At 37.7% G+C, this 22,902-nt stretch carries 14 protein-coding genes, 3 tRNA genes and 1 pseudogene; 15 read left to right on the forward strand and 3 right to left on the reverse strand.

What is annotated here, in order from left to right; translation table 11 throughout:
• Positions 1 to 80: 80 nt before the first annotated feature.
• The 13 genes and pseudogenes from IEY67_RS16030 to IEY67_RS16090 form a co-directional block, all read left to right on the forward strand.
• A pseudogene (locus tag IEY67_RS16030) lies at positions 81 to 935 on the forward strand (alpha/beta hydrolase); the annotation flags it as partial.
• A gap of 156 nt (positions 936 to 1,091) precedes the next feature.
• Positions 1,092 to 3,731, forward strand: coding sequence for a glycoside hydrolase family 78 protein (locus IEY67_RS16035; RefSeq protein WP_122354595.1), 2,640 nt, complete (start codon positions 1,092 to 1,094; stop codon positions 3,729 to 3,731).
• 32 nt (positions 3,732 to 3,763) lie between these two features.
• Entirely contained in the window at positions 3,764 to 7,039 is a 3,276-nt protein-coding gene (locus IEY67_RS16040) for a glycosyl hydrolase (protein ID WP_183668723.1), read from the forward strand.
• A 528-nt stretch (positions 7,040 to 7,567) separates the two neighbouring features.
• The gene (locus tag IEY67_RS16045; RefSeq protein ID WP_183668725.1) at positions 7,568 to 8,464 is read left to right on the forward strand and encodes a glycosyltransferase family 2 protein; all 897 of its coding nucleotides are present in this window, start codon (positions 7,568 to 7,570) and stop codon (positions 8,462 to 8,464) included.
• A gap of 8 nt (positions 8,465 to 8,472) precedes the next feature.
• Positions 8,473 to 9,336: a beta-1,6-N-acetylglucosaminyltransferase gene (locus IEY67_RS16050; RefSeq protein ID WP_183668727.1), complete on the forward strand. Its 864-nt coding sequence runs from the start codon at positions 8,473 to 8,475 to the stop codon at positions 9,334 to 9,336.
• A gap of 129 nt (positions 9,337 to 9,465) precedes the next feature.
• Positions 9,466 to 10,281 carry a glycosyltransferase family 2 protein gene (locus IEY67_RS16055; protein WP_183668729.1) on the forward strand — a complete coding sequence of 272 codons (816 nt, stop codon included), beginning with the start codon at positions 9,466 to 9,468 and terminating at the stop codon, positions 10,279 to 10,281.
• A 4-nt stretch (positions 10,282 to 10,285) separates the two neighbouring features.
• Positions 10,286 to 11,236: a glycosyltransferase family 2 protein gene (locus IEY67_RS16060; protein ID WP_183668731.1), complete on the forward strand. Its 951-nt coding sequence runs from the start codon at positions 10,286 to 10,288 to the stop codon at positions 11,234 to 11,236.
• Positions 11,237 to 11,331: 95 nt separating this feature from the next.
• Complete coding sequence (locus tag IEY67_RS16065) at positions 11,332 to 11,634, forward strand: hypothetical protein (protein WP_183668733.1); 303 nt, start codon at positions 11,332 to 11,334, stop codon at positions 11,632 to 11,634.
• 396 nt (positions 11,635 to 12,030) lie between these two features.
• Complete coding sequence (locus tag IEY67_RS16070; RefSeq protein ID WP_183668735.1) at positions 12,031 to 13,188, forward strand: S41 family peptidase; 1,158 nt, start codon at positions 12,031 to 12,033, stop codon at positions 13,186 to 13,188.
• A gap of 4 nt (positions 13,189 to 13,192) precedes the next feature.
• Complete coding sequence (locus IEY67_RS16075; protein ID WP_183668737.1) at positions 13,193 to 14,539, forward strand: radical SAM/SPASM domain-containing protein; 1,347 nt, start codon at positions 13,193 to 13,195, stop codon at positions 14,537 to 14,539.
• A gap of 41 nt (positions 14,540 to 14,580) precedes the next feature.
• On the forward strand, positions 14,581 to 16,809 hold the full coding sequence (locus IEY67_RS16080) for a peptidase domain-containing ABC transporter (protein ID WP_183668739.1): 2,229 nt from the start codon (positions 14,581 to 14,583) through the stop codon (positions 16,807 to 16,809).
• Position 16,810: 1 nt separating this feature from the next.
• Positions 16,811 to 18,166, forward strand: coding sequence for an HlyD family secretion protein (locus IEY67_RS16085; RefSeq protein WP_122373595.1), 1,356 nt, complete (start codon positions 16,811 to 16,813; stop codon positions 18,164 to 18,166).
• A gap of 10 nt (positions 18,167 to 18,176) precedes the next feature.
• Entirely contained in the window at positions 18,177 to 19,565 is a 1,389-nt protein-coding gene (locus tag IEY67_RS16090) for a S41 family peptidase (RefSeq protein ID WP_183668741.1), read from the forward strand.
• A 142-nt stretch (positions 19,566 to 19,707) separates the two neighbouring features.
• Here the strand turns inward: IEY67_RS16090 and IEY67_RS16095 are convergent.
• The 3 genes from IEY67_RS16095 to IEY67_RS16105 form a co-directional block, all read right to left on the reverse strand.
• A tRNA-Asn gene (locus IEY67_RS16095) sits at positions 19,708 to 19,781 on the reverse strand.
• 34 nt (positions 19,782 to 19,815) lie between these two features.
• Positions 19,816 to 19,889, reverse strand: a tRNA-Asn gene (locus tag IEY67_RS16100).
• 33 nt (positions 19,890 to 19,922) lie between these two features.
• Positions 19,923 to 19,996, reverse strand: a tRNA-Asn gene (locus IEY67_RS16105).
• A 106-nt stretch (positions 19,997 to 20,102) separates the two neighbouring features.
• Here IEY67_RS16105 and IEY67_RS16110 point away from each other — a divergent pair.
• Both IEY67_RS16110 and IEY67_RS16115 read left to right on the forward strand, forming a co-directional pair.
• On the forward strand, positions 20,103 to 21,080 hold the full coding sequence (locus IEY67_RS16110) for an adenosine kinase (protein WP_183668743.1): 978 nt from the start codon (positions 20,103 to 20,105) through the stop codon (positions 21,078 to 21,080).
• A 47-nt stretch (positions 21,081 to 21,127) separates the two neighbouring features.
• Complete coding sequence (locus tag IEY67_RS16115) at positions 21,128 to 22,885, forward strand: S41 family peptidase (protein WP_183668745.1); 1,758 nt, start codon at positions 21,128 to 21,130, stop codon at positions 22,883 to 22,885.
• Positions 22,886 to 22,902 lie beyond the last annotated feature (17 nt).

A 22,902-nucleotide genomic window follows, 5' to 3' on the forward strand; every position in this document is an offset into this window, starting at 1 on the left:
CTGGTTTACAGATAGGGACCAGGCTTTTCTCTTTGGATAGATACACACTATCTTATATAACTGATTCTAAATTTATTATTATGAGAACATTTGTTTTTATTCTTTGGACATTTCTTGTCTTCAGCAATTCTGTTGCTGCTCAATTTACGGAAAAAGAGTTTGATGTAGATCTATGGACCAACGGACTTCCGAATACGAATGGTATAGATCGGACACCTTTTGATGACAACATCCAGAATTACAAACCTTCGTTACGTGTTTTTTTACCCTCGAAGGAGAAAGCGACCGGACGTGCCGTTATTGCTTGTCCCGGTGGGGCTTACGGAGGTTTGGCTTATGGGCATGAAGGATATGAGTGGGCACCTTTCTTTAATAAATTAGGTATTACTCTGGTTGTTCTGAAGTATCGTATGCCGCGTGGAAACCGGGAAGTCCCGTTTTCTGATGCAGAAGAGGCGCTTCGGCTGGTAAAAGAGAAGGCGAAAGAGTGGAATATTAATCCGGCTGATATAGGGATCATGGGCTCTTCGGCCGGCGGACATCTGGCTTCCACTATGGCAACACATGCAAAATCAAGTGTGCGGCCGGCTTTCCAGGTGCTGTTTTATCCTGTGATCACAATGGATAAATCATTTACGCATCTCGGCACTCATGATAATTTATTGGGAAAGGATGCTTCCCGGGAACTGGAAGATCTGTATTCCAATGAAAAGCAGGTAACTAAAGAAACCCCGAGAGCTTACATCGCTTTTTCGGACGATGATGATGCGGTTCCTACCAAAAACGGTGCACTTTATTACCTGGCATTAAAGGAAAATAATGTGCCGGCTTCTTTCTTTATCTATCCTTCCGGAGGACACGGATGGGGCAGCAGGAAAGATTTCAAATACAATAAGGAAATGTTGCAAGATCTGGAAGCCTGGCTTTTGAGTTTTTAAAAAAACAGGGTATCATTACAGATACTATCAAATATATTACATCAAAAATCATTTTTATAACCAATATTTTGCTTAGAATATAGAGCTTTGGAACGGCTAATGTTCTGACTAAGATAATTCATATAAATGATTTTACTATAAAATAACAAGCGGATGAAAAAGCTTATATTATTTATTACTGTTACTACTTTCTTCAGTTATTCCGGCGCTAACGGGCAGTCCGTTCGTTTGACCGGCTTACAAAGTGATCACCTTGAAACCCCGATAGGTATCGATAATCCGGCTCCCCGTCTTTCATGGAGGATGGATGACAGCAGGCAAGGAGCGAAACAGACTTCATATCGTGTGTTGGTGGATAAAGACTCGATGAAAGTTGTCAATGGGAAAGCTGATATATGGGATACCGGAAAAATAAACTCCGGAGATATGTTGATCACTTATGCTGGTAAACAACTCGAACCTTTTGCTAAATATTACTGGAAGGTGATAGGTGGCGATCTGGAAAATAAAGAAGTATCTTCGCCGGTCAGTTCTTTTGAAACAGGAATGATGAATATAAAGAATTGGCAAGGAGCGTGGATCGGCGACGGAAAAGATATAAATTATGAGGCAGCCCCTTATTTTCGTAAGAAATTTGCAACCAACAAAACGATCAAATCGGCCCGTGCCTATATTGCTGTTGCCGGTCTGTATGAATTGTATATCAATGGTGAGAAAATAGGCAATCATCGCTTGGATCCGATGTACACCCGTTTTGACAGACGCAACCTGTATGTCGCTTATGACGTGACAGAACAACTTCGGAACGGACAGAATGCGATCGGTGTCCTTTTAGGAAATGGCTGGTATAACCACCAGTCGAAAGCAGTTTGGGACTTCGACCGGGCTCCCTGGCGTAACCGTCCGACTTTCTGTATGGACCTTCGCATCACTTACAGCGACGGAACTGTAGAAACCATCCCGACCGACCTTAGTTGGAAAACATCTTCAGGTGCATTGACCTTCAATAGTATTTATACCGGAGAACATTATGATGCCCGCCTAGAACAAAAGGGCTGGAATACTCCGGACTTCGATGATTCCAAATGGCATGGAGTCGGTTTCAGAGGTGTTCCTTCTCAAAATGTGACGGCACAACAGATCCGTCCGATCCATAATGTACTGACTCTTCCGGCGAAATCTCTTAATAAGATAGATGATAAAACCTATGTATTCGATTTCGGTCAGAATATGTCGGGTGTGACCAATATAAAGCTGTCCGGACAGGAAGGTACGGAGGTTCGGATTAAGCATGGGGAACGGCTTTTTGATAATGGCCGTATCGATATGTCCAATATCGATGTTTATTACAGGGGAGATAAGGAAAAAGATCCTTTCCAGACGGATATTCTGATCCTGAGCGGTGGCGAAGATGAGTTTATGGCTAAGTTCAATTATAAAGGATTCCGTTATGTGGAAGTAACCAGCGATAAGCCGATAGAATTGGATCAGAATAGTCTGACTGCCTATTTTATGCACAGCGATGTTCCGCCTGTTGGTACAATCAAAACATCGAGCGAACTTGTCAATAAATTATGGTGGGCAACCAATAATGCTTATCTCTCGAATTTGATGGGTTACCCGACCGACTGTCCGCAACGTGAAAAGAACGGTTGGACAGGAGACGGTCACTTTGCTATAGAAACCGCCTTGTATAATTTTGACGGTATTACAGTATATGAGAAATGGCTGGCAGACCATCGGGATGAACAGCAGCCTAACGGTGTACTTCCTGATATTATCCCTACAGGTGGCTGGGGATATGGTACGGACAACGGATTGGACTGGACGAGTACGATAGCTATTATCCCCTGGAACCTGTATATGTTTTATGGTGACAGCAAACCTTTATCCGATTGTTACGAGAATATCAAACGTTATGTCGATTATGTGGATCGCACAAGTCCTAACCATCTGACAACGTGGGGACGTGGAGACTGGGTTCCGGTTAAATCGCGTTCAAATAAAGAATTTACATCGTCTGTTTATTTCTATGTCGATACCAGGATTCTGGCAAATGCAGCCAGGTTGTTTAATAAACAAGCAGATTACGAACATTACACAGCTCTGGCTGAAAAGATCAAAAAGGCAGTAAATGACAAATATCTGAACAAGGAAACTGGAATATATGCAGAGGGTTCCCAGACAGAACTGAGTGTTCCTTTGCAATGGAAGATCGTTCCTGAAGAAATGATTGCCAAGGTGGCACAAAACCTGGCAAAGAAAGTGGAAGAAGCCGGATTCCATCTGGATGTCGGTGTCCTGGGTGCGAAAGCGATCCTGAATGCCCTGAGTGAAAACGGATATCCCGAAGTGGCCTATAAAGTAGCTGCGCAAGATACTTATCCGTCATGGGGTTGGTGGATTGTCAATGGTGCAACGACTTTGCTGGAGAACTGGGATTTGAAGGCTGAGCGCGATATTTCGGATAATCATATGATGTTCGGAGAGATCGGCGGCTGGTTCTATAAAGGACTGGGAGGTATTTTCCCCGATCCGGAACAACCTGGTTTCAAACATATCTTGTTACGTCCCAACTTTGTAAAAGAACTGAAGCATTTTGAAGCGCAACATAATTCTCCTTACGGGCAGATCATCTCCAAATGGGAGTGGAACAGGAAAAAGATCACGTATGAAGTGGTTGTTCCGGCAAATAGTACGGCGACCCTTTATTTACCTGATTATGTAAAAGGCGATAAAGTGATCAAGCTGGAAGCCGGTAAGCATAGTCTTGTCTTGAATGTGTCAAAATAGTCAATAATAATACAATTTAAAATCGGATGATAATGAGACGTTCTGTTTATATGTCAGTGGTAATAGCCGGGATTGTCAGCCTGAACGCCTGTACATCGACGTTGCAGGAAGAGACAAATTTACCGGGTGTCCCGTCTTTAAAAGAATTGTACAAACCTTTCGGAGAAAATGATGTGAAGAACTTTCAGTTACCTCCGAAAATTTATCATCCGGAAACTTGGTTCCACCTGATTGGCGGGAATGTTTCCAAACCGGGTATCACAGCCGATTTGGAAGCACTCTCAGCTGCCGGGTTATCCGGTATCCAGTTGTTTCACGGACAGTTTGGCGGCCCCTGGCCGGGAGTAGAACCGCAAATAGCCTGCCTGAGCCCTTCGTGGGAAGAAACGATAAAACATGCTGCAGAAGAATGCCGCCGGTTGGGTTTGCGTTTTACGATGCAGAACTGTCCGGGCTGGTCGATGGCAGGCGGTCCGTGGATCAAACCGGAAAATTCGATGCGTCATCTGGTATGGAGCCGGACGGATATAGACGGAGGTAAACAGGTCGCAATGGATTTGGCGGTTCCTCAACCGAGTAGTGAAGACTGGCGGGATTATAAAGATATCACAGTCCTGGCTTTTCCTACTCCGCTGGATGATACAAACCAGCCACTTCGACCGCAATCTATCCGAAGTAATATCGATTATCCTTGGAGTGATTTTTTGATTGAAAATAAAGATCAGGGACATTGGATCAACCAGGAGGAAGGGCAACCGCATTGGGTGGAAGTCTCTTTTTCCCAACCGACGCCTCTTCGTACAATCGAATTGTCCGAAGTTCGTAACTATAATTATAACTGGTGCTACGAACCGGGAGTGAATATCAAGGTTCAGGCTATATTGCCGGATGGAACGGAGAAAGATATTCTGCAGACAGATGCCCCGCAAAGCAGCTGGCAGGATAATAAGTATTTTACATTAGCCTTGTCCGAAGTTCCTGGCGTAAAGACGTACCGTATCTCTTTTACCCATAAGCGTCCTTTGCTTCTTTCACATATGAGCCTGTATTCTGCTGCCCGGAAAAATAACTGGGAAGCTGAGGCGGGATGGACGTTGCGTGATTTTGTCCGTGCCGGAGAGGAGCCGCAACAGTCACCCGAAGCTTTCGTCTCTTTGGATCAGGTAAAGGACATCACCTCTTCGATGGATGCGAACGGACATTTGAATTGGGAAGTTCCCGAAGGAAAATGGACGGTCTTGCGGGTTGGCCATGTTTGTACCGGAAAACAGAACGGACCGGCTCCAAAGGAAGGAACCGGATGGGAATGTAATAAATTGTCGGAAACCGGACCTGATATACATTATGCAAGTTATATCGGCCGACTGGCTAACGGACCGTTGGAGGGTGGTTTGTTAAATGGTATGTTGTTGGATAGCTGGGAGTGTGAGACACAAACCTGGACGGAGGAGATGGAGAATGAATTTAGTTTGAAATCGGGTTATCCTCTTCGTCAATGGTTGCCTGCCGTATTCGGTTACGTGGTGAATGACCATGAAACAACAGCCCGCTTCTTATTGGATTGGCGTAATACGATCGGTTCTCTTTTTGCAGATAAGTTCTACGGGCGTATGGTCCAGCTGGCACATCAGAATGGTCTGGCGGTTTCGTATGAAACGGCTGCCGGAGATATAGTCCCGGCTGACTTACTGGAATATTTCAAATATGCGGATATACCGATGTGTGAATTCTGGCAACCGCTTTCCGAAAGTTTTGTCGGTTCAAACAACTTCAAACCGATTAAGCCGACGGCTTCTGCTGCCCGGATGTATGGTAAACCCCGTGTGGCTGCCGAAGCATTTACCTCTTTTGAACTGACCTGGGACGAACATCTGTCGATGCTGAAGGAGGTAATGAATGTCAATAGTGTCGAAGGAGTGACTCATCTCGTATTCCATACTTATACACATAATCCGCGTATAGACTTTTTACCGCCGGGCACCTCGTTCGGTTCAGGGATCGGAACACCTTTTCTGCGTCTGCAAACATGGTGGAAATATATGCCGGAGTTTGTTAATTATCTTTCCCGGTGTACTTATCTGCTGGAACGTGGACGTCCTGTTTCCGATGTGTTATGGTATCTGGGGGATGAAATCAGCCATAAACCGGATCAGAATTATCCTTTCCCGGAAGGTTTCAAATATGATTATTGCAATCCGGATGTTCTGTTGAACCGTTTATCTGTGAAGAATGGTAAGATCGTTACTCCGGAAGGTATCGAATACAGCGTATTATGGTTGAACGATAACAAGCGGATGCTGCCGGAAACCTTGGAGAAACTTCTGGCTTTGGTACGTGAAGGTGCTGTTGTTATCGGAGATGCTCCGGAAGGACTTGCCACGTTATCCGGACAGGAGTCGGCTCAAAAGCGTTTCGATGCTGCGGTTCATGCACTTTGGGGAGAAGCGTCGAAAGGTTGTAACCGGATAGGAAAAGGAATGGTCGTAAGCGGCATGTCTCTCGATGAAGCATTACGTGAGCTGAAGATGTCTCCGGATGTAACGGCTACAGGGGATGCGTTATGGTCGCACAGGCAAACAAAGGGAGCTGACTGGTATTTTGTTACTGCACCTAAAGGTCAGGGCTTTAAGGGCGATTTGAGTTTCAGAAATTCAGGTTACGCGGAAATATGGGACCCTGTTACGGGAGAAATGGAACCGGCGGTTAACCGTAAGGATGGAGATCGGACTGTTGTTTCTTTAGATATGCCTCGGGCTGGAAGTTGTTTTGTTGTATTCCGGCATGATCGCAAGGGTGAGTCAAAACCTGTTTTATTGGAAGAAGCCGGAACAATACCGGTAGGGAATGAATGGACATTGGCTTTCCCGGATGGATGGGGCGCTCCTGCTTCATTAAAGACGGATGAACTGAAGGCTTGGAAAGACCTGGATATTTCACCGGAAGGGAAAGCTTTTTCTGGTACAGTTACTTATACTACCTCTTTCGATATAGAGAATGCGAAGGAGTATGCCGGTTATTCGCTGGATCTTGGTGCTGTAGAAATGATAGCCAGTGTTTCTCTGAACGGAAAACCGCTGCGTGTATTATGGACTCCTCCTTATCGCCTGGATATTACGGATGCCGTTCAGACAGGCAAGAATATATTGACGGTAGAGGTTACGGGTACCTGGTTTAACCGATTGGTGTACGATGCCGGCCAACCGGAAGAAAATCGTAAGACTTGGACGATTTCCGGACCATCCAAAGACGCTCCGTTGAGGGATAGTGGCTTGTTGGGGCCAGTCGTTCTGAAGACGTTCAAAAAATGAGATAAATGTTTTATGCCTATGGGGTAAATGTCAATTGTTACAGTTTGTTCTATGTATTATGCATGCGAATAATCAAGAGTAGGCTTTGATCAGTGTGAATATAAGTCAACGAGCTGTTTCTGCAAAGGTATTTAAGCTCAGAATCTTATGTTTTTGAACAGTTTCTGTCTCCAGAATGATTCGGAAACTGTCAGTTGTTGAAGTGTTATTATTATCGATAATTATCCTTTATATCAGAAATAAGAATTAGATTTTTGTTTTGACCTTTCATTATGATGTAATAATTTATTATTAAGATTAATCTGCTATTGGTGAACTCTTCGAGATTTGTATAAAATATAACTTCTATGCAGATGTATAAATAAACTCCTTCTTTGACTACTTGATATAAAGTATTGATATTCGGATAGTCTGTAAATCTGTAATTTTTTCAGTTTGTTGATAAATACTTTTGTTAAGTCAAAACAGTTTCTAAATCATATGAAAATAATATGTATGTTTGTAAAAACCTGAATATATATAATAGCCATGAGAAATATAAAAGTATCGGAAAAACCGGAAACAAGTGGGGGGAATAAGCCTTCAGTAACAGTATTAATGCCGGTATATAATGCAGATAAATATTTACGGGAGGCTATAGATAGCGTATTGTCTCAAACCTTTGAAGATTTTGAGTTTATTATATTGGATGATGGCTCTACGGATAGCAGTTGTGACATTGTCCAGGAATATGGGGATGATAGAATCCGGTACGAAATATTCCCACACGATTACCTGACTACTTTAAATAATGGTATAGATTTATCCCGGGGGAAGTATATTGCAAGAATGGATGCCGATGATATAATGATGCCAAATAGGTTGCAGGTACAATTTGATTTTATGGAAAAGCATACAACTATAGTTGCTAGCGGTAGTTTTTTTACATTTATAGGAAATGAGCAAAATATAATAAAACGGCCAGTATTGCCGGATGAAGTGTTGACATCACTTATGTTGTTTTGTGCTATAGCGAATCCTACATCCATGATTCGAAGAAAAGTAGTAATGGATCATCATATACGTTATGATCATAATTATATTTTTGCAGAGGATTATAAATTCTGGACAGAGTTAGTAAAATACGGACCGTTGGCTAATATACCATTGGTTTTATTAAAATACCGTATATCCGAAACGCAAGTCTCGTCTGTACATAAAAATCAACAAATAAGCATTTCACAGAAAATCAGTAGAGAGATGATATCCTATTTTTTATCTCATATTGATAAGAAAGATAATATGCTTATGGAAAAAGTTACCAAGGAGCTTGTTCCTTATTTAGAAGAACAATTGAATGATTCCGTAATCTCTTTTGACATGTATTCACAATTTATGTTTTCGTTGATATGTGGACTTAGAAAACAAAAGTATATTAACATATAAAATGTGTTATGAAATTTGCATATCTCATATTATGCCATAAAAATCCATCTCAGTTAGCCGATCTGATAGATACACTGCAGGATGGCAGTAACTATTTTTTTGTACATGTAGATAATAAAGTAGATATAGTCCCTTTTGTGAAAAAAAAATATTTCATTCCGGATCGTGTCTTTTTTTGTAATGAACGTGTAAAAGTATCCTGGGGAGGTTTTAGTCAAATTGAGGCTACAATGAGTTTGATTAAATTACTCGTAAAGACTGGAATAAAGGTCGATTATGTCCATTTGTTAAGTGGTCAGGATTTTCCATTAAAAAACAATAGCGTAATTAAAGATTTCTTTGAACGGCATAATGGCTTGAATTTTATAAACTATTTTCCTATGCCCTATCAAAACTGGAGCGGTAATGGAGGTATGGACAGACTGACTTATAAATGGCTTATTGATGAATCGGGATATGAAAGAGCTTGTTTTCTTGTTGAAGCTCAAAAGCAACGGGGAATGACAAGAGTTTATCCTTCTGGTTTTGATCCGTATGGGGGATCGCAATGGTGGTCATTGACAGATGACTGTGTCCGGTTTATTGAGCAGAATTGTGTTTCGGGAGCTCCATTATATGACTTTTACAGAAATACTTACATACCCGATGAGATGTTTTTTCAAACCGTGTTGGTGAATTCTTTTTTTAAGAAATCTTTATGTAATAATAATCTTAGATACATTGATTGGGAGAAAGGTCCGGAATACCCGCGTGTCTTACGATTTGACGATTTTCCTTTACTGGTATCTTCATTGTGTTTGTATGCACGTAAGTTCGATGATACAATTGATATGGAGGTAAGAACTGCTTTAAAAAACAAAATTCTGATTTGATGTTAAGTAACATGTGCCAATATCTTGACTTTTCCTGAATAAAATGAGATACATAAATAATATTAATTAGATTTGTATCGTCTACTCGCGTTGATTTTATTGTTCTCGCTTAATTAAAAAAAGTGTTCTATGAGAAAAGAACCGGCCATATCTGTTTGTATGCCTTTCTATAATGTAGAACACTACATAGAAGAAGCCATAGAGAGTGTCTTAAATCAGTCTTTTCGAGATTTTGAATTGATTTTGATTAATGATGGTTCAACAGATAATAGTGTACAAATTGCTCAAAAATATACCGATGAACGTATATTTCTGATTAATAATCCTCATGGTTTTATAGATTCCTTAAATGCCGGATTGGATCGTGCAAAGGGTAAATATATCGCAAGGATGGATGCGGACGATAAGATGCATCCTGATAGATTATTGATTCAATATAATTATATGGAATATAATCCTGAGATAGCGGCTTGTGGAGCAGGTCTTAAACGCTTTGGCTCGAGTGAAGCAGCCTATATTCCAATGATTTTAGATTCTGACGAAATAGAATTAGCCTTTACTAAGGCTAATTGTTTTACCATAGGAGTGATCAGGACAGATTTTTTGCGAACGCACAATATTCGTTATAATAAGCGATTTATATATGCTGAAGATTATAGGTTGTGGGCAGATATTGTCTTAGCAGGAGGTAAATTGTGTAATTTGCCGCAAATCTTATATTATTATCGGGTACATGATAGGCAAATCAGTGTAGTCTTTGATGATCAAATGCGTAATAACTCATATATAATACGTAAAGACGTTATTAATTATTTATTGAATAGAGATAATATGAAATATATGAAAGTCTGTTCAATCAATAGTATATTGAAAGATCTTTATATTCAACAAATAATAGAACTGAAGGATTATTGTGAGGTGATGTCTCATTTAATTGAAAACTAATTATATGAATGAATTAACTGTAATTATTCCATTCTTAAATGAAGGAGAAGAAATATATAATACCGTAAAGAATTTGCGGGAAACAGCCGGTGATAAAATAAACATCATCTTGATTAATGATGCTTCTGAGGATGGTTTTGATTATGAGACTGTTGCGAATGAGTTTGCTACTACCTATATATATCACCCTGAAAGAAGAGGAGTAGCTGCATCAAGAGATGAAGGCATCGATCTCTCTCCGACTGAATTCTTTTTGTTGTTAGACGGACATATGCGTTTTTTTCAGACAGATTGGGGGGAGTTGATTGTTGCAGAACTTCATAAGGATAAGCGGGCATTATTTTGTTGCCAATCTATATCATTTAAAAAGGATGAGAATGGAAACGATGTAATTGAAACAAATAGGGCGACAACATACGGCGCTTACATTGATCTTTCCAGGGATGGGGATTTGCAGGCTAAATGGAACACGAAAGATCCTGATCCGGGAGAAAATGTAGTGGACATTGTTTGTCTATTAGGAGCGGCTTATGCCAGCAATAAATCTTATTGGAAATATTTGGGAGGATTGAAGGGGTTACGTGCCTATGGCTTGGATGAACAGTTTATTTCGATGAAGGTATGGATGGAAGGTGGAAGGTGCAGATTACTGAAACATGTTGAAGCAGGGCATTTATACCGAAACAGTTTTCCCTATAAGACGGAAGATATAGATCTTCTCTATAATAAATTTTTGGTGGCAGAGTTATTTTTGCCACGAGAGGAAAAATATCAAGTGTTTGAATTTTGGGAAAAACAGATTCCAGCTTTGTATAAACAGGCTATTGAAAAATTGGTAGAGGATAGGCTTTTTATCAGAGAACAATCATCCTATTATCTGACGATTTTTAATTGTTCTATTAATGATTATTTATCAATGAATAGAGATATTTTAAAATATATGTCAAATCAATAAAGAAAGGAGGTTGTATAGTGAGAGTGGATTCAAAATATATCAATAAGTAGAAGTGCTAGTTGAATGAAGTATAAATTTTATTAAACTTAATGATTATGGGTGAGAGTGATTTGAAAAACAAACAAAAGTTAGCTATTGAGTTGAATATGAAATTCGATGAAGCTTGTGATTTATTTAGTGAAGAAACACTTAATAGTATGAGAATGGAAAAGGTTCTTGGGGGAGATGATGATTGGGGTGTAAATATATTCTCATGCTCAAAAGGGAATTGTGGAAAATGTAATTGTGGTGTAATTTGTGGAGATATTGACGTTAATATAAATGGTATTATCTGTGTTAGTTTAGATTTACCAACAGTTCCTAAACCTACATTAACAAAGCCCTCTTTAGCTAATTAGCATAAGAGGATACTGCGAAGAATCAAATGACATGCAGATGATGCAAATCAGACAATGATCACATATTATATTCTTGCAAATAAAATATTATCTATGATTATCTGCTTAAATCTGTGTTATTTGCATGCCATTTTGAGCATATAAGATGTGCTCGTATATGATATGTCTGAAAACTAAGTTATAAAAATAGCGTAAATGAGAACATTTTTTATATGTATATTTTGTTTGTTTTGTCAATTGTCTTTTTCTCAACAAATGACTTCTGAAAAAATGTACGGTGATATAGATTTCTATTTTAAGACCTTGGAATGTAACCATCCATATTTGTATAAAATAACTAATGAATCTAAATTTGATTCACTCAGAATTGATTTGAAGTCGAAATGTAAAGAGGATATGGAAGTTAAAGATTTTAATAGAATATTATTATCATTAAATCAATATACAGATGGACATACTCAAGTTTCAAAACAAAAAATATTTAATAGTGATCCCTCTGTATTTCTTAATTTGAAGGTTAATGATAATACATTTATGCTTAATAATGATCGTGTTTTATCTATTAATAATAAAGATATTACAGAAATAATAATAGAAGTTAAATCTTTTTCTTCTAAAGAGTATGGTATTCATATGAATGAATTAAATATCTGTAAGATAGTACCAGAATATTTGTCCGTATTCCACGGTGTGAAATTACCATATATTATAAAATCAATAAATCAAAAGGGTGATACGACTACTCGTGTAATTTCTCAATTAGATTCTCTTAGGAGAGTAACAAGAGAGAAATTGTTGTTTAATTTCTATCCAGAAGAATCTGTTGCTGTAATATTTTATAATTCCTGTGATTTTAATAAATATGAAAGAGAATTTGAAAAATCATTATCTTTAGGTTTTGCGAAAATGAATGAATTGAAGATAAAAAATTTGTTTATTGATGTAAGATCAAATGGAGGTGGTTTTATACATTATAATAATATTTTATTGCAATATCTGAAAAAAAACAATAATAAGACTGTAATGCATACGCTTGTGACTAAAATTGTAGTAGAAGAACAATTAAAGCGTAATTATGAAAGGTTAAACAAACGTTTTCCAGATAATTTATGGGGGAGGTTGAGAAAGCAAATGATTTTGTTGTCAAAAAGAAAAAAACTATTGAAATTTGAACACACAAGGGTTGTGTCGGAAAGAATGAAATCTAAAACACTAAAAAAATGTTACAAAGGCAATGTGTATTTAATTCAAGGAAGGGAGACCTATTCTGCTGCTATTATATTAGCAGAGGAGTTTAAAAGAAAGCAAATAGGAGTTATTGTGGGAGAGGAAAATGGTAGCTCTATTCCTTTCCCATCCGGACCAGTTAATTATACATTACCAAACTCAAAGATTTCATTTACTTGCTCATTTCGTTATTCTTGGTATACTCCTCCTGTTGAAACCTGTAATGGTTTTATATTACCTGATATTGAATATGATGTATTTAATAAGATACTTACAATAGAAGATTATAAGCGAATAATTGAATATAATAGAAACAATAAAAAATGATCTTATGTATAAAACAAGCAAATATAATTATTTTATTGAAAATGATGGAAGTGTCATATACTCCAATGGATTGTCAAATCATTGTTTTTCAGTTAAGAAAATAGAACATGAGAGATTGCAATTGTTGTTAAATGACTTAATATCTTTTGAAATTAATTATAATTCCGTCTTTTTGAAATTTGTGGATTGGGGATTTATTATTAATGAGGATGTAGATGAAATAGATATTATTAGATATAGAAATAGAAAAGCTACTATTGAATCAAGACATTATAATCTGGTAATAAATCCGACTCTTGAATGTAATTTTAATTGTTGGTACTGTTATGAAAATCATCCTATAGGATATATGAGTAAGAATACAGTCGAACTTATAAAGAAACATATTGATTATATGGTTGAAAAGAGGCATATTGATTCATTACATTTATCTTGGTTTGGTGGTGAACCTTTATTGTATTTTGATGAGATCGTTTTTCCTATTTCATCTTATGCAAAAGAAGTTTGTGCATCTAGTAATATACCTTATAGTTCTAGTGTTACAACGAATGCTTCTAAGATCAATATGGAAATGATTTATAAAATGATTTCTATCAATATGAATGATTTCCAAATTACTATTGATGGTTCTCCTGTCAGACATAATAAAATAAGAAATGAGAAAGGAATCCCCTCTTTTGATTTAATCATGAATAATATAAATAGAATTTGTGAATTAAACGAACATTCTCATATCACTTTGCGAATAAATTATGATGATAAAACGTTAAAAGATAATCTGTTAAAAGAAGTATTTGAAAATATACCTATTCAGTATAGGAGACGAATATCTCCTAATTTTCAACGAGTTTGGCAGACATTTGATAAGAAGGGGAAAGATAATTTAGAAAATGTAGAACGAAAAAAAATTATTCAAATATGTAATAATTTGGGGTTTAAATTTGACAGTCCTTCAAATGCCTTTCAGCCAGGTAAATACTATAAGTGTTATGTTGATCGTTTTTATCATGCAGAAATAAATTATGATGGTAAGGTTTATTCATGTACAGCTCGTGATTATTCAGATGACTATGTCACCGGTGTATTGAAGGAAACCGGTGAGTTAGTTTGGAATGAAACAGAAAGAGTAAAACGTTATTCGAAAGCAACATTTGAAAATGCAATGTGTCTAAAATGTAAATATTTACCTTTATGTTTAGGACCTTGCTCACAAAAAATCAAAGAAACTTCTAAAGAGCATCTGAAAGACTTATGTTATCTGAATTATACAGAAGTTTCACCAGAAACAGTTATTATTGAATATTTCAATAGAAAAATGAGACTTTTAAGAGAACATGATGCTGGATATTAATATTATTTTATTCAAGCTAGATAGATTAAAATACAAATGTAATGAATAAATTTCCCTTTTACCAACAACATGATTCTATGGATTGTGGCCCAAGCTGTTTACGAATGGTTTCAGCTTACTATGGTAGGAGATTTGAATTATATAAATTACGTGATTTATGTTTCGCAAACAGAAACGGTGTTACGATGCTTGGTATTTCCGATGCTGCTGAAAAGATCGGGTTTCGGAGTATGGGACTTCGGACTAGTTTCGATAGATTGCGGAAAGAGGTCATTCTGCCTTGTATAATTCATTGGCGACAAGATCATTTTGTTGTAGTGTATAAAATCAAAGTCAAATTGAGAAAAGAAGGTTTTGAAGGGAAGGTATATGTTGCTGATCCAGCTTTTGGCTTAGTTACTTATTCGGTCGTTGAATTCTTAGATGGATGGATTAGTACGAAGGAGAATGAAAAAGATAAGGGAATGGTTCTGATGCTATCTCCTTCTTTATCTTTTTATGAATCAGACAGTGAGTCAGAAATAGATAAATCAAAAAAATATAGTTTACTACATTTTTTCTCCTATATAAAACCTCATAAAAAACTTTTTTTTCAGGTGATTTTAGGAATGGTAATGGGGATGATTATTCAGTTACTTTTCCCTTTCATTACTCAATCGATGGTCGATTTTGGTGTCTTGAATAGTGATTTGAACTTTATTATTCTCGTATTAGTTGCACAATTTGTATTATCTTTCAGTCAATTAGCTGTGGGGTTTGTGCAAAGTTGGATATTTTTGCATGTAACAACCCGTATCAATATCTCTTTGATTTCCGATTTTATAACAAAAATGCTGAAACTTCCGATTAATTTTTTTGAGTCTAAAAAAACTGGAGATATAATGCAGCGCATAGGTGATCATTCACGGATTCAGGAATTTTTTACAGGAACGTCGTTAAGTACACTATTTTCTTTTTTCAATTTTTTTATTTTTGCTATTATTTTAGGATACTATAATATTTGGATGTTAGTTTGTTTCGTATTGGGACACGCTGTTTATGTAGGATGGGTAATGCTTTTTTTAGGAATACGTAGAGAACTGGATTTTAAACGCTTCGACAAATCTGCTCGCAATCAGTCTAGTATTATTCAATTGATTACGGGCGCAGAAGAAATAAAGTTGAATGGTTGTGAACGTAAAATCAGATGGAAATGGGAGACGATTCAGGCTGAATTATTTGAAGTAAGCATAAAAGGATTGACTGTTAGCCAGATACAAAGCATTGGTGCATTCTTTATTTCTAATATTTTAAATATTGGACTATCTGTTTTTTCTGCTTATCTGGTTATACAAGGTCAGATTACATTGGGTATGATGATGGCTCTCTCTTATATTATAGGGCAGTTAAAAGCTCCTGTTGAAAATTTTATAGGTTTCGTGCATTCTTATCAGGATGCTAAAATAAGTTTGGAAAGACTTGGTGAAGTGCATTTCCGGGCGGATGAAGATAAGATGAATGAAACCCGTCAGAAGAATCTATCACCCGGGAACAAGGATTTGGTACTAAAAGATCTTTCTTTTAGCTATTTAGGTCCTTCATCTACTCCTGTATTGGACAAGCTGAATCTTATTTTCCCTTATAATAAAGTGACAGCTATTGTAGGGGAAAGCGGTAGTGGAAAAACAACCATATTGAAAATGCTTCTTGGGTATTATGAACCACAATCCGGAGGGATAAATGTCGGTGTTACTAATCTTAAAAATATCGATACTAATTATTGGCGATCTGTTTGTGGTGTTGTTATGCAAGATGGTTTTCTCTTTTCCGATACAATTGCAGAAAATATAGCAATCGGTGACGAGAGAGTGGATACCACCAAGCTTTATTATGCGGCAAAAGTAGCCAATATTCATGAATTTATAGAAGAACTGCCAGCGGGTTACAATACAAAGATCGGGCAGGAAGGAAGCGGGATCAGTCAAGGGCAAAAACAACGTATTCTTATAGCGCGGGCTGTTTACAAAAATCCGGAATATATTTTTTTAGACGAAGCAACTAATTCCCTGGATGCGAATAATGAGCGTATTATTATTGATAATCTTCAGGATTTTTATCAGGGGCGTACTGTTGTGATTGTAGCCCATAGATTAAGCACTGTAAAAAAAGCTGATAAAATAGTTGTTCTGGATCATGGTAAAATCGTAGCCGAAGGTACTCATACGGAACTAGTTGAACAACATGGCTATTATTATGACTTAGTTAAAAACCAATTAGAACTGGCAAACTAATATGGAATTGAAGGATAATTCAATAAAATTGAACGTAAGGAGTGACGAAATAGAGGCCATTTTGGGAAAAACGCCTAATTGGTTGATGAGAACAGGGATAATGGTTATGTTTATCATCTTTTTGGTGTTGCTAATTGGTAGTTCCATGTTCAGATATCCGGATATTGTCAATGCAAAAATTGTTATTTCGACCGAATATCCATCGATAGCTTTAGTCTCTAAAGTTGGAGGACGTTTAGTCAATCTGGACGTTAAAGATAAAGAGCTTGTTACGGTCAACCAATTATTGGCAGTACAGGAAAGTGCGTCTTCTGCAAAAGATATGTTACAGCTGAATGCCTGGATCAATAATAACAGTCAGCCGGAATTGATAAGTCCCGTCGATGCGATTTTTAGCAAAGAGCAGCAGTTAGGTGAAGTTATGCCTTATTTTCTCGATCTCAAAATGGCATTTGTGAATTACAGTAAATTTGTAGAACTAAATTATCATGCTCAAAACAAAAGGTTATTGGAAGAACAAATTGAATATATGAATAATTATGTAATTCATGCTAAAAATCAAATTGATTTGTTCGATAATGAGATGAAGTTAGCCAGGAATGATTATTTAAGGGATTCTTCTTTACATGAAAAACAAATAATTTCTCCAATGGAAATGGAGCAATCTAAAAGTGTATTACTTCAGAAAAGGATTTCTCAGGAAGGAAATATGGCTTCTCTGGCAAATATAAAAACACAACTATCCCAATTAAAACAAAACTTGTTGGAGCTCGAATTGGATTATCGCAAACAGCAACAGGGTTATCTTGCCGATATACGCCAGAAATTGGAAGCATTACGTGATCGGATAGGACAATGGGATAAGATGTATGTGCTTCGTTCTCCTTATTCCGGACAAATATCATTTTCTACTTTTTGGACTGAAAATCAATATATTTCGCAAGGAGAAACTTTCGCAAATATAGTACCTTCTTCCGGAGGCCTTTTTATTGGCAAACTGGAGTTGCCTGTTCTCAAATCTGGAAAAGTGAAAACAGGTCAGTTAGTCAATATCAAACTTGATAATTATCCGTATATGGAATATGGCATATTAAAAGGTGCGATTCGTACTATATCTGCCGTACCGAGCAAAGAGACTTATAAGGTTGAGGTACAATTCCTGGATGGTATGAAAACAAGCTATGGCATAGATTTGCCCTTCTCACAGGAAATAACGGGAACTGCTGAAATTATTACAGAAGACTATAGTATATTGCAACGTATATTTTTCCCGATTAAATCATTGATTAAAAACAATGGTCCGACCTTTTTCAATAAAACGGATCATCTTGAGTCTTATTTCCATCATACAATATAATCTGATACAAATGAAAATATCTTTTACATATGTACTTTGTTTGTTTTTTACATTGAGTATTCAATTTTCTGATGCCCAAAAGCTATCTCGTCAAGAAATGATAACGGATATTGATTATTATTTTGATATACTGAGAAATAAGCACCCGAATCTATATAAAAAATATACTCCAATGCAATTTGATTCATTGCAGCAAAGGTTGACCAAACAGGTCGTTGATTCAATGGACTGTAAAGATTTTAATCGGTTGTTATTGAGAATAAATGGGCTTACAGATGGTCATACTTTGATTTTAACAAATAAGGTTTGGGGAAGAACTCATGAAAAAGATAGCTTGCCTTATTTTTTAATAAAGGATAGCTCTTTGTTTTTGCAAAATAATTTAATATTATCCATCAATAAAAAAGATGTCAGAGATGTAGTTCAAGAAATTTCTAATATGCTTAGTTGGGAGTATAGTTCTTTATTAAAGGAGGAATATATTAATTCTAATTTGCCATTTTTCTGCTCTTCTTTTTATGATATACATCCACCTTATTTGATTTGTTTAAAGAATCTTGAAACGGGTGTAGTAAAAATGGATACGGTAGAAACAAAAAAAATATTGTATACAGCAGATTATAAACAAACATTTAATTTTGAATTTTTTGAAAAAGATTCTATTGCAATATTTCATTATAATTCTTGTGATATTGGAGCTGATTTAAAGTTGTTTGAACGGGCATTATCGGCTGCATTTGAAATAATGGATAAAGAACATGTTAAATATTTGTTTATTGATATTACTAAAAATGGTGGGGGAAATAGTGAATATAATAAATTGATTTTTAAATATCTGAATGTTGCAAAGGTTAAAGATGGTGTAAGTTATCATGTAAATAAATCAATGGCAAAGTCGAATGCAGAGAACATGATGAAAGGATGGAAAGAACAAATATCGAAAGAATTTTTTTTGAAGCGATGGTTGTTGAATTATAAAGTAAGGCGATTTAAAGGTGCTATGTTGAACTATGTGGAGACCGGAGTATTGAAAGACAAAGTGGTTTATCCTAAAAATAAAAAAGGATTCAAGGGGAAAGTCTTTCTCCTTCAGTCTCGAAAAACTTATTCTGCCGCAATTGATTTTGCTGCTGATTTCCGTCGAATGAAAGTCGGGATAGTTGTAGGAGAGAAAGCTGGTGCTCCAATTGATTTCTGTGGGAATTGTGAAAATTATATATTACCTAACTCCGGTATCAGTGTGGTATGTGCAATGTCTGAATATAAGTACGATTCTCCGGTAACGGGGATGGATGAAAATGGAATCCTGGTTCCTGATATACCTTATGAAGTATTTAATCGAAAACTTAGCTTAGAGGATTATTGGGAGATAATAGAATTAAATAATTGTTCAAGGTGAAAATATGCTCAAATAAAATTTGTACAAGCTATCTTATCTGTTTTTTATCTTTAGAATATGTTGTTTTCGGTCTTAGTTATGAGTGATTCCAATAGGAGATATATAAAAAAAGAGACACCTCATTGAAGTATCTCTTTTTTTGCTCTTCCTCTTGGACTTGAACCAAGGACCCTCTGATTAACAGTCAGATGCTCTAACCAACTGAGCTAAGGAAGAAAATATGTCTTTCAGTCTTTCCCGATGTCTTTTGCTCTTCCTCTTGGACTTGAACCAAGGACCCTCTGATTAACAGTCAGATGCTCTAACCAACTGAGCTAAGGAAGAATATGTCTTTCAGTCTTTCCCGATGTCTTTTTGCTCTTCCTCTTGGACTTGAACCAAGGACCCTCTGATTAACAGTCAGATGCTCTAACCAACTGAGCTAAGGAAGAATTTTCAACCTTCAGGGGACATCTTGCATCCCTTTCTGAAATTGCACTGCAAAAGTAGAGGTTCTTTTTGAAATATGCAATATCTTTGCAGAAAAAATTTGAAAAAATGAATACGATAGGCTTAGGAAACGCTTTAGTGGATGTTTTACTACAGTTAGATAGTGACGATGTGCTCACAGAAATAGGTATAAAGAAGGGTGCAATGGATATGATCGGTCAGGAACAGATGATCGCTATCCGTAAAACACAGGAACGTCTGGAGAGAAGCCAGGCTCCGGGAGGCTCCGTTTGTAATACGATGCGTGCAATGGCTTGCCTGGGGGCAAATACAGGCTTTATCGGAAAGATCGGAACGGATACTGTCGGCGAATACTATGAGAAAGCATTGAAAGACGCAAATGTAGCTCCTTACTTTATAAAAACCGACGGAATTTCCGGTAGTTGTACGGTGCTTATCTCTAAAGACGGCGAACGCTCGATGGGAACATTTCTGGGCCCGGCTCCGACAATTACCCCGGATGAGATCGGGGAAGAGATCCTTAGCCGATATGATTGCATCTATATAGAAGGGTATTTGCTGGTAAATGAGGATTTGGTCCGTACGACCATGCAAAAAGCCAAAGCGTTGGGGCTGAAAGTAGCTCTCGATTTATCTAATTTTAATATCGTCAATGCCTTTAGAGGATTGTTGGATGATATTATTCCTAAATATGTAGATATTCTTTTCTCCAACGAAAGTGAAGCGGAAGCATTTACCGGATTAAAAGCACAGGAGGCTGTAAAAGCCCTTTCCGGAATGGTTGAGGTCTCTCTGGTCACTTTGGGGAAAGAGGGGGCTTTGATTGGTAGCAACGGACAGATCATCGCAGTTCCGGCAGAAGGAGGTAAACCTGTCGATACGACAGGGGCAGGCGATCATTTCGCTGCCGGATTCCTGTACGGACAATCCGTCGGCGCTTCTTTAGAACAATCGGCCCGTATCGGCTCACTGCTGGCAGGCTATATTATAGATGTAATAGGAGCGCAGATACCGGATGATAAATGGGAACAAATAAAGTTAAAAGTAGATGCGATATTATCCTGAAATAGGTTTTATGTATACATTTACATCGTTAATTAACTAAATATTCTATGTTTAAGAAGATACGACGAGAAAGATTGATAGGTTTGTTTTGTTTACTGCTCCTGGCTGGGAGTATTATACCCGCACAAGCTCAGAAAGATAATCGTTTTGAAGTGAGTAAGAACCTGGACATTTTCAATGCCCTGGTGAAAGAGGTTGAAATGTTTTATGTAGACTCGGTCGATGTAGAGAAAACAGTTCGCAGAGGGATCAATGCCATGTTGGGCGGTCTGGACCCTTATACCGTTTATTATCCTGAACAGGATATGGATGAACTGAAAATAATGACTACGGGTGAGTATGGCGGTATCGGTTCTTATATCCGGGAACGGAAAGACGGCGGTGTATATGTGACCGAACCTTTTGAAGGAATGCCTGCTGCTTTGGCGGGGCTGAAAGCGGGAGACCGTATTTTGGCTATCGACACGGTAGATACGAGCAATAAAACATCCAGCGAGGTAAGCGAGTTGCTGAAAGGTGTACCCAATACTAAAATGATTCTGAAAATACAGCGTCCGAACGAAAAGAAACCGCGTGAAGTGGAGTTGATACGTAAGCAGATCCTGGTCGACCAGGTTACTTATTACGGTGTACGTGGCGATGGTGTCGGCTATATCTATCTGAAGGGATTTACCGATAAGAGTGCCCAGGAGGTGAAAGCTGCTTTGGAAGACTTGAAAAAGAATCATCAGATAAAATCATTGATCCTCGATTTACGGAACAATGGCGGTGGTTTGCTGGAAAGTGCCACACAGATTGTCGGTATGTTCGTTCCCAAAGGAAAAGAGGTGGTATCTACTAAAGGCAAGATCAGCCAGTGGGACCGTACCTATCGTACCTCTAACGAACCGATCGATACGGTTATGCCGATGGCGGTCCTGATCAACGGTAATTCGGCTTCAGCAGCAGAGATTGTTTCCGGCGCCTTGCAGGATATGGACCGTGCCGTATTGGTGGGACAGCGTTCTTATGGGAAAGGATTGGTACAATCTACCCGCGAACTGCCTTATGAAGGACGTCTGAAAGTCACTATGAGTAAATATTATATCCCCAGCGGACGTTGTATCCAGCAGATGGACTATACGCATAGAAAGGCGGATGGCAGTGTGGATGCCATACCGGATAGTCTGACCTCTGTGTTCTATACTTCCAAAGGCCGTCCGGTTCGTGACGGTGGTGGCGTACGTCCGGAATTTGAGATAGAAGAGGAAGAAATGCCGACCATGATGTATTATCTGGCAACCGATTTTGTCCTGATGGATTTTGTTACGGACTGGGCACAGAAACATAAAACGATCCCTCCTGTCGAAGAGTTTATCGTTTCCGACGAAGATTTCGAAGCTTTCAAGAGCTATGCGAAAGAAAAGAACTTTACATACGACCGTCAGAGCGAAAAGGTTCTCAAGAATCTGAAAGAGGTCGCTAAGTTTGAAGGCTATATGGATAGCGATTCGACTATCTTCAATGCTTTGGAGGCACGTCTAACTCCTGATTTGGACCGTGACTTCAACCATTATAAAGATCAGATCAAGAAGCTTATGGCATCGGAGATCGTGAAACGTTATTATTATCAGAAAGGGGAGTTGCTGGAAAGCCTGAAAGAGGATGAAGTGTTGGATAAAGCCATTGAAGTTTTAGGTGATCAGGAGCTTTATAATAAGACATTGAGTACACCGGAAGAAGGTGTTGCTCCGGCTGAAGAAAAAACGAAAGCTTCGACCGGAGGTGGTGATATTGCATATGTGTTCGACCAGACGATAGGATAATACTTATAAGAGAATAA

The organism is Parabacteroides faecis (assembly GCF_014647375.1).
In the GTDB taxonomy this organism is placed as follows: domain Bacteria; phylum Bacteroidota; class Bacteroidia; order Bacteroidales; family Tannerellaceae; genus Parabacteroides; species Parabacteroides faecis.

Excerpts from the sequence above, each read along its gene's own strand:
- IEY67_RS16035 (WP_122354595.1), top strand. The coding sequence starts at position 1,092 with ATGAAAAAGCTTATATTATTTATTACTGTTACTACTTTCTTCAGTTAT.
- IEY67_RS16040 (WP_183668723.1), top strand. The coding sequence starts at position 3,764 with ATGAGACGTTCTGTTTATATGTCAGTGGTAATAGCCGGGATTGTCAGC.
- IEY67_RS16045 (WP_183668725.1), top strand. The coding sequence starts at position 7,568 with ATGAGAAATATAAAAGTATCGGAAAAACCGGAAACAAGTGGGGGGAAT.
- IEY67_RS16050 (WP_183668727.1), top strand. The coding sequence starts at position 8,473 with ATGAAATTTGCATATCTCATATTATGCCATAAAAATCCATCTCAGTTA.
- IEY67_RS16055 (WP_183668729.1), top strand. The coding sequence starts at position 9,466 with ATGAGAAAAGAACCGGCCATATCTGTTTGTATGCCTTTCTATAATGTA.
- IEY67_RS16060 (WP_183668731.1), top strand. The coding sequence starts at position 10,286 with ATGAATGAATTAACTGTAATTATTCCATTCTTAAATGAAGGAGAAGAA.
- IEY67_RS16065 (WP_183668733.1), top strand. The coding sequence starts at position 11,332 with ATGGGTGAGAGTGATTTGAAAAACAAACAAAAGTTAGCTATTGAGTTG.
- IEY67_RS16070 (WP_183668735.1), top strand. The coding sequence starts at position 12,031 with ATGGAAGTTAAAGATTTTAATAGAATATTATTATCATTAAATCAATAT.
- IEY67_RS16075 (WP_183668737.1), top strand. The coding sequence starts at position 13,193 with ATGTATAAAACAAGCAAATATAATTATTTTATTGAAAATGATGGAAGT.
- IEY67_RS16080 (WP_183668739.1), top strand. The coding sequence starts at position 14,581 with ATGAATAAATTTCCCTTTTACCAACAACATGATTCTATGGATTGTGGC.
- IEY67_RS16085 (WP_122373595.1), top strand. The coding sequence starts at position 16,811 with ATGGAATTGAAGGATAATTCAATAAAATTGAACGTAAGGAGTGACGAA.
- IEY67_RS16090 (WP_183668741.1), top strand. The coding sequence starts at position 18,177 with ATGAAAATATCTTTTACATATGTACTTTGTTTGTTTTTTACATTGAGT.
- IEY67_RS16110 (WP_183668743.1), top strand. The coding sequence starts at position 20,103 with ATGAATACGATAGGCTTAGGAAACGCTTTAGTGGATGTTTTACTACAG.
- IEY67_RS16115 (WP_183668745.1), top strand. The coding sequence starts at position 21,128 with ATGTTTAAGAAGATACGACGAGAAAGATTGATAGGTTTGTTTTGTTTA.